Origin of the sequence: Acidithiobacillus albertensis (genome assembly GCF_001931655.1) — a bacterium.
GTDB classification, from domain to species: Bacteria; Pseudomonadota; Gammaproteobacteria; order Acidithiobacillales; family Acidithiobacillaceae; genus Acidithiobacillus; species Acidithiobacillus thiooxidans.
On record NZ_MOAD01000074.1, the window covers coordinates 1 to 545 of the forward strand.

The following is a 545-nucleotide window of genomic DNA, read 5'->3' on the forward strand; positions in this document are numbered from 1 at the left end:
TTGCAAGCACCGAGAATGACATAAGGTCGCCCTTCAATGCCCAGTTTGGCCTTGAGTGTCGCGGCCACATCAATCGTGGTAAGCACACCAAATCCTTCCACCTTGAGGGCCTCGGTGACCTGCCCTACAGTGGCATCAAAATCGCCCTTGGCGGATACGCTGAAAACGAACTGGCTCATATGGATTCTCCTCGTTTGAACAATCGCTCAGGAATGAGCAGGTTTGAGTGCGGTATTCTGTACAGCACCCGGCGTTAACGTTGGTACATAAGCCTTGAGCCGTTTAAGACGCAAGCTGTTGCTGAGCACGAAGACGGAGGACAGCCCCATGGCTACCCCAGCCACCATCGGATTCAGATGGATGCCGATCGGCACGGCCACGCCAGCCGCAACAGGGATCAGTAGAATATTATAGAAAAAGGCCCAGAACAGATTGCCACGGATATTACTCAGGGTGCGTCGTGCGGCCGTCAGCGCCGTGACCACTTCGCCGAGTTGCCCGCGCGTGAGGGTCACGTCTGCGGCTTCGATGGCGATGTCCGTGCC

Annotated in this window: 1 protein-coding gene and 1 pseudogene; both read right to left on the reverse strand. The window is 56.1% G+C overall.

The features are described from left to right. Positions 1–179, reverse strand: a 179-nt coding sequence (locus BLW97_RS18000; RefSeq protein WP_143214988.1) for a DUF302 domain-containing protein, incomplete at its 3' end; no start/stop codon positions are given. 27 nt (positions 180–206) lie between these two features. Continuing rightward, a pseudogene (locus BLW97_RS18005) lies at positions 207–545 on the reverse strand (heavy metal translocating P-type ATPase); the annotation flags it as partial.